This window comes from Actinomadura sp. 7K507 (genome assembly GCF_004348425.1).
In the GTDB taxonomy this organism is placed as follows: domain Bacteria; phylum Actinomycetota; class Actinomycetes; order Streptosporangiales; family Streptosporangiaceae; genus Spirillospora.
In genome coordinates, this window is record NZ_SMKK01000358.1 from 1 (window position 1) to 6,890 (window position 6,890).

Genomic DNA, 6,890 nt, shown 5'->3' on the forward strand with positions numbered 1-6,890 from the left:
GGCTCTGCGCGATCCGCATGGTGGCGCCGACCAGGGCCGGGCCGGGGTGCACGATCAGCGAGGTCGGGATGCCGCGCAGGTAGTCCTCGACCGGGGGTTTCCCCTCGAACCGGGCACGGAACGCGCTGTCGTGCAGGACGTCCACGACGCGCGGCAGGATCCCTCCGCCGAGGAAGACGCCGCCTCGGGCGCCGAGCGTCAGGGCGGCGTTCCCGGCGAGCGACCCGAGCAGCGCGCAGAACATGTGCAGGGCCTCGCGGCATCGCGGGTCGTCGCGGCGATCGCAGATCTGCTTGGCGGTGAGCGGCCCGGCGGGTTCCGCCGGTTCGCCGTCGATCGCCCCGAGGTACCGGTGGATGCGGGCGAGGCCGTCCCCGGACAGCAGGAGCTCGGCGGTGGCGGTGCCGCGCTCGGCACGCAGCAGCCGCGCGACCTCGATCTCCCGGTCGGTCGCGGCCGGGATGTCGACCTGGCCTCCCTCGCCTGGAAGCGGGATCCATCCGGACGGAGCGGGGACGAGGCCGGCGACCCCGAGCCCCGTCCCCGGGCCGACCACCGCGAGGGTCCCGGCGGCGGGCGGGAGGTCGGCGCCGATGGGGACCAGGTGGTCGCCCCCCAGGCGCGGGAGGGCGAGGGCGAGGGCCTCGAAGTCGTTGATGATCTCCAGGTGGGGCAGCCCGAGATGGGCGCGGACCGCCTCCGGGGTGCCTTGCGGCCAGCCCGCGTTGGTCAGGCGGAACGTCCCGCCCGTGACGGGCCCGGCCACCGCCAGGCACGCGGCGGACGGCCGGACGTCCCCGGCATACCGGTCGAGGTAGGCGGCTGCGGCCTCGGCCAGCCCGGCATGCTCCCGGGTGGGGAGGGAGTGGACGCGGGACGGGTCGCCGTCCGGGCCGTCCACCAGCGCGAACCGGGCGTTCGTGCCGCCGACGTCCGCGACCAGCCACGGCCCGCTCACGCCCGCGCTCCGGGAGGGGGCGGCCCCCCGCGCCCCCCGGTCCGCGTCGCTCATGCGAAGATCCCGGCGCCGCGCTCGGCCGGGCCGACCGCCTGCCGGAAGGCCTGGAACAATTCGCGTCCGGTGCCCCACGCCTGGCCGGCGCTCACCGCCGCGGGCTCGCGGGCCGCGAACTCCTCGTCCGGGACGAGGACCTCCAGCACTCCCCCGTCCGCGTCGAGCCGGACGACGTCGCCGTCGCGGACGCGGGCGAGCGGCCCGCCCGCGGCGGCCTCCGGCGACACGTGGATCGCGGCGGGCACCGCCCCGGAGGCGCCCGACATGCGGCCGTCGGTGACCAGCGCGACGCGATGCCCCCGGTCTTGCAGGACCGAGAGCGGCGGGGTGAGCCGGTGCAGTTCCGGCATCCCGTTGGCGCGCGGCCCCTGGTTGCGGACGACCGCCACCACGTCCCGGTCGAGTTCCCCGGCGGCGAACGCCTCCTGGAGCAGCTCCTGCGAGTCGAACACCCGGGCGGGCGCCTCGATCGTCCGGTGCTCGGGCTTGACGGCGGACACCTTGATGACCGCCCGTCCCAGGTTGCCCCGCACTGTGTGCAGGCCGCCGTGCGTGTCGAACGGCTCCGCGACCGGGCGCAGGACGTCCGCGTCACCGGATTCGGTGACGGTGCCGAGCCACTCGGCCTTGCCGTCCGCGAACTCCGGGACGCGCCTGTAGTCGGCCAAGGTGTCGCCTCCGACCGTCCTGGCGTCCTCGTGGAGGAGCCCGGCGTCGATCAGCTCGCCGATGAGGAACGCGGTGCCGCCGGCCGCGTGGAAGTGGTTCACGTCGGCGGACCCGTTGGGGTAGAGGCGGGTGAGCAGCGGCGTGGCCTTGGACAGCTCGTCGAAGTCGTCCCAGGTCAGCGCGATGCCCGCGGCCGAGGCCATCGCGACGAGGTGCAGCGTGTGGTTCGTGGAGCCGCCCGTGGCCAGCAGCGCGACGATGCCGTTCACGAACGCGCGCTCGTCCAGGAGCTCGCCGATGGGCGTGTAGCCGTCGGACAGGTCGGTCAGCTGCAGGACGCGCCGTCCCGCCGCCTCGGTCAGGGCGGTCCTCAGTTTCGTGCCCGGCGGGACGAAGCTCGCCCCCGGCAGATGCAGGCCCATGACCTCCATCAGGAGCTGGTTGGAGTTGGCGGTCCCGTAGAAGGTGCAGGTGCCGGGCGAGTGGTACGACGCGGCCTCGGCGGCGAGCAGCCGCTCGCGCCCGAGTTCCCCCGCCGCGAACCGCTTGCGCACCTGCGCCTTCTCGTCGTTCGGCAGCCCCGACGCCATCGGCCCCGCCGGCACCAGGACCACCGGAAGATGCCCGAACGACAGCGCCCCGATCACCAGCCCCGGGACGATCTTGTCGCACACGCCGAGCAGCAGCGCCCCGTCGAACATGTCATGGGACAGCGCCACCGCCGTCGCCATCGCCACCACGTCCCGGCTGAACAGCGACAGCTCCATGCCCGCGCGGCCCTGCGTGATGCCGTCGCACATCGCGGGCACACCTCCGGCGAACTGCGCCGTGCCGCCCGCCGACCGGATCGCGCCCTTGAGCAGGTCGGGGTAGTCCTGAAGGGGCTGGTGCGCGGAGAGCATGTCGTTGTACGCCGACACGATCGCGATGTTCGGCGTGACATCGCCCCTGAGCCACAGCTTGTCCTGGACACCGCAGGCGGCGAAACCGTGGGCGAGGTTCGCGCACCCCATGCCGCCGCGTACCGGACCGTCCGTCCGGGCGTCGTGGATCCGCCGCAGGTACGCGCCGCGCGTCGCGGCACTCCGCTCGGCGACGCGCCGGGTCACTTCCGCCAGCACGGGTTGCACAGCCATAAGACGCTCCAGACCGAGGGGATGTCCAGATCATCAAACTACCGAGACATACGTAACTCACACAACAGGACTTACGAACTTCTTCTTACAAAAGTCTTTCTGTTGGACCAACTAGACGTACCGAACGGCCCGTGCTTGACTGGCCGGATGCCGCGCCCGGTCACCCGCCCTTCCACGAGCGGCGACATGCTGCGCCTGGTCCGCGAGGACGGAATCGCCACCCGCACCGAGCTGGGCCGCATCACCGGCCTGTCCCGTCCCGCCGTGGCCTCCCGCGTCGCCGAACTCATCGCGCGCGGCCTGGTGGTCGAGCGCGCGGACGGCCCGTCCACCGGCGGGCGCCCCCCGGCCCGCCTCGAGTTCAACGCCGCCGGCGGGACCGTCCTGGTCGCGAACCTCGGCCATTCCCGCGGCCAGCTCGCCGTCTGCGACCTCGCCGGCACGATCATCACCCGCTCCGACGGCCCCCCGGCGGAGGGCTCCCCCGGCAAGACGCTCTCCCGGCTCCTCGACGAGTGGGCGTCCCTCCTGGAGACCTCCGGGATCGACGCCGCCACCGTCCGCGGCGTCGGCCTGGGCGTCCCCGACGCGGTCGAGCACACCACCGGACGCTGGGACGCCGTCGAGATCGGCCCCCCGATCTCCGACCGCTTCGGCGTCCCCGCCTACCTGGACAACGAGGTCAACGCCGCCGCCCTCGGCGAGCACGGGGCCCACCCCGGGGTGCACGACCTCCTGTTCGTCAAGGTCTCCACCGGCATCGGCGCCGGCCTCATCGCGGGCGGCCGCATCCAGCGCGGAGCCCTCGGCGCCGCCGGGGAGATCGGCCACGTCCCCGTCCCGTCCCCCGCGGACGCGCCGTGCCGCTGCGGCAACGTCAACTGCGTCGAGGCCATCGCGGGCGGCACCGCCCTGCTGGCCCGCTCCCCCGCCGAAGACCTGTCCGGCCTCGCCGCCCTGGCCCGCTCCGGCGACCCCGCCACCGTCGCCCTCCTCCGCGACGCCGGCCGCCGCATAGGCGAGGTCGTCGCCACCGCCGTCAACCTCCTCAACCCCGCCGTCGTCGTCCTGGGCGGCGACCTGGTGGGCGCCGACGAACCCCTCATAGCGGGCCTGCGCGAGGTCGTCTACCAGCGCTCCACGGCCCTGGCCACCCGCACCCTCCGCATAGAACCCAGCCGCCTGGGCGAGGCGGCCGGGCTGACCGGCTGCGCCGCGATGGTCCTCGACCGGATCCTCGCCCCCGAAACCCTCGACGCCCCCGCCACGGCCACGCCGCGCTGACCCGGTCAGCCGCGTTCGAGCAGGAAGGGACCGAGGACGCGGGTACCGGGCCCGACGCGTCCACCCGGGCCGGGCAGCTGGGTCGTGTTGGCGAGCGTCAGCGGCCCGCCGCACTGGGCGCAGCAGGTCACGGGCGCGGTGTCGTGCCCGCAGTCCAGATGGCGGATGCGCGCCGGCGGCCCCTCCGGGCCCGCGCACCAGCGGTCGCCCCACGCCATGAGCGCGAGCAGGACCGGGTACAGCTCCTCGCCCTTGGCGGTGGCGCGGTAGTGCTCGCGCGGCGGGCGGTCCTGGTAGCGCTCGCGGGTCAGGATGCCCTCCTCCACCAGCCGCGCCAGCCTCGCGGCCAGGACCTTGCGGGAGATGCCCAGGTCGTGGGCCAGGTCGTCGAAGCGGGTGATGCCCAGGAGGACGTCCCGCATGATCAGCGCCGTCCAGGCGTCGGCGAACAGGTCGGTGGCCCGGGCGATGGAGCATGCCACGTGGTCGAGCGGCGTACGAGTCACCGCATGACCCTACCCGAGTTCCCTCAGGAAACCCGCTCTGGTAAGTTCCCTAAGGAAACTCACCGGAGGGACGCCATGACGGCCACACCGAACCTGGTCCTGGACTCGGACGCACCCGGGGCCCTGGACGGGCGCCACCTGCGGGCGGTCACGTTCCAGGACGTACGCCTCCACTACCTCAACGGCGTCCTCCGTGACCGGGACATCTCGGCCGCCGGAGCCAGCGCGGTCGTGGTCGGCGGCGGACGCGGGCTACTGGCGCGCGGCCTGGCCCGCACCGGCATGGAGGTCGTGTCCGTGGACCCGTCGCCCACCGCCACCGAACTGGCGACCCGGGCCTCCTACGACGAGGACCTCCCCGTCACCTACACGTCCGCGCCGGCCGAACGTCCAGGGCTGCCCGACGGCGCCTTCGACGTGGCCTACTACGCCGACACCTTCGAGATCACCGACGACCTCGACGCGGTGCTGGCCGCCGCCGCCCGGCTCCTGCGCCCCGGCGGCGCGCTGGTCTACGACACCGTCAACCGGACCCCGCTGTCCCGGCTGATCTACCTCGGGGCGTTCCAGCGTTTCCCCGGCACCCGCATCATGCCGCCCGGCCGCTACACCGCCGCCCGCCTGCGCCCGCCCGCCGAACTCGCCGCCCGGATGGCCGCCCACGGCCTCACCGGCCTCGACACCTGCGGGTTCAAACCGCGCAGCGCCCCCGCCCTGGTGAAAGCGACCCGAGCCCGCCGCGCGGGCCGCGTCACCGACGACCGGCTGCCGTCCATGGTGGAGTTCGAGCTGGACCCGGACGGCCCGCCGCTCGTCACCTACCTGGGCCACGCCCGCCGCGACTGAGCGTCCCGCGCACGCGCAGGCGTTCAGCCGAGCTGCTCGGCCAGGCCGAGGACGATCCCCTCGGGGCCCCGGATGAAGCACAGCCGGTAGCTGTCCTCGTACTGAGCCACCTCGCCGACCAGCTCGGCGCCGTGGGTGCGCAGGCGGGCGACGACGTCGTCGAGGTCTTCGACGGCGAACATGATGCGGCGCATGCCCAGGGTGTTCGACGGTGCGTTCCGCGGCTCGCTGCTGATCGCCGACGGCGTGTGGAACTTCGTCAGCTCGACCCGCCCGTGGCCGTCCGGGGTCCGCAGCATCACGATGTCGGCACGGACGCCTTCGAGCCCGACGACGCTGTCGACCGAAGGCCCTTCGACGGGCGCCTTGCCCTCCACCTCCATACCGAGTTCGGCGAAGAACGCGGTGGCCGCCTCAAGGTCGTCGACAACGATGAGAATGTTGTCCATCCGGATCGCCATGGTGGTTCCCTCCACGTCGCTTGGCCGTCCTGGCTCTTGATGTACCTGGGACGGAGCCGACACCGCATTCTCGACACAGGATCCGCTCTGAATTTTTTCCAGCCGCGCCCGGTCGACAGGACCTCCGCGACGATCAGGACGTGCTCGGCCGCCGGCTGCTCGAAATCCGGGATGCACCGATGCAGCACCGCGTCCGGCTTCCGCGCCGTGGGAGGCACTTCCCAGAGCAGCACGTCGACCTCGGTGTTCGTCTCATAGCAGTCCACGGGGCCGGGGCATTTTCGGAGCGAGGCCCGCGAGTCGGCGACCGCGTTCCTACCCGATCGGACCGGTCGGGTAGGAAGGGGCCATGCTGATCGATATCCCCGCCGGGGAGATCGTCCTGCGGGACGAGGGTACGGGGAGGACTTGGGGGGCCGAGGTCGCAGCCTTCCGGCTGGCGGCGCATCCCGTCAATCGCGAGCTTTACGGAACCGTCCGGGACGAGGTGCCGGTGAGCCCGGCCGGGCCGCGGACGCCGGTGACCGAAGTGTCCTGGCAGGACGCCGTCCGGTTCTGCAACCTGCTCTCGGAGGCGAGGGGGCTCGAACCCTGTTACTCGCTGGGAGACGACCCCGACGCGCAGGACGTGGAGTGCGCCTGGGAGGCGGACGGTTATCGCCTGCCGTCCGAGGCCGAGTGGGAGTACGCGTGCAGGGCCGGTACCTCCGGCGTCCGCTACGGGAAACTGGACGAGATCGCCTGGTACCGCGAGAACTCGGGCGGCGAGGTACACGACGTCGCGACCAGGGCACCGAACGCGTGGGGCCTCCACGACATGATCGGCAACGTGTGGGAGTGGTGCTGGGACCACTACGACCCGGACGTCTACGGCCCGTACCGCGTGTTTCGCGGCGGGGGGTGGCATGACCCTCCCCGGGGCTGCCGTGCGTCGTGCCGCCGCAAGAGCCACCCCACCCTGCGCATCGACGAC

Annotated in this window: 7 protein-coding genes; 3 read left to right on the forward strand and 4 right to left on the reverse strand. The window is 73.2% G+C overall.

What is annotated here, in order from left to right; translation table 11 throughout:
* Both glk and edd read right to left on the reverse strand, forming a co-directional pair.
* A partial coding sequence (glk, locus tag E1285_RS42155; protein ID WP_132160418.1) for a glucokinase occupies positions 1-1,012 on the reverse strand: 1,012 nt, incomplete at its 3' end.
* Positions 1,009-2,820 carry a phosphogluconate dehydratase gene (gene edd, locus E1285_RS42160; RefSeq protein ID WP_132160420.1) on the reverse strand — a complete coding sequence of 604 codons (1,812 nt, stop codon included), beginning with the start codon at positions 2,818-2,820 and terminating at the stop codon, positions 1,009-1,011. The genes edd and glk, both read right to left, overlap by 4 nt.
* Before the next feature lie 147 nt (positions 2,821-2,967).
* On the opposite strand from edd, the gene E1285_RS42165 reads away from it, so the two are divergent.
* Positions 2,968-4,104, forward strand: a complete 1,137-nt coding sequence (locus E1285_RS42165; protein ID WP_132160422.1) for an ROK family transcriptional regulator — start codon at positions 2,968-2,970, stop codon at positions 4,102-4,104.
* Positions 4,105-4,109: 5 nt separating this feature from the next.
* Here the strand turns inward: E1285_RS42165 and E1285_RS42170 are convergent, their stop codons facing one another.
* On the reverse strand, positions 4,110-4,610 hold the full coding sequence (locus tag E1285_RS42170) for a helix-turn-helix domain-containing protein (RefSeq protein ID WP_243723437.1): 501 nt from the start codon (positions 4,608-4,610) through the stop codon (positions 4,110-4,112).
* A 75-nt stretch (positions 4,611-4,685) separates the two neighbouring features.
* Between E1285_RS42170 and E1285_RS42175 the strand changes: the two genes are divergently transcribed.
* On the forward strand, positions 4,686-5,456 hold the full coding sequence (locus tag E1285_RS42175) for a class I SAM-dependent methyltransferase (RefSeq protein WP_132160424.1): 771 nt from the start codon (positions 4,686-4,688) through the stop codon (positions 5,454-5,456).
* A 23-nt stretch (positions 5,457-5,479) separates the two neighbouring features.
* Here E1285_RS42175 and E1285_RS42180 read toward each other — a convergent pair whose 3' ends face one another.
* Positions 5,480-5,905, reverse strand: coding sequence for a VOC family protein (locus E1285_RS42180; RefSeq protein WP_207947218.1), 426 nt, complete (start codon positions 5,903-5,905; stop codon positions 5,480-5,482).
* Between the two features lie 361 nt (positions 5,906-6,266).
* Between E1285_RS42180 and E1285_RS42185 the strand changes: the two genes are divergently transcribed.
* A partial coding sequence (locus E1285_RS42185; protein ID WP_132160428.1) for an SUMF1/EgtB/PvdO family nonheme iron enzyme occupies positions 6,267-6,890 on the forward strand: 624 nt, incomplete at its 3' end.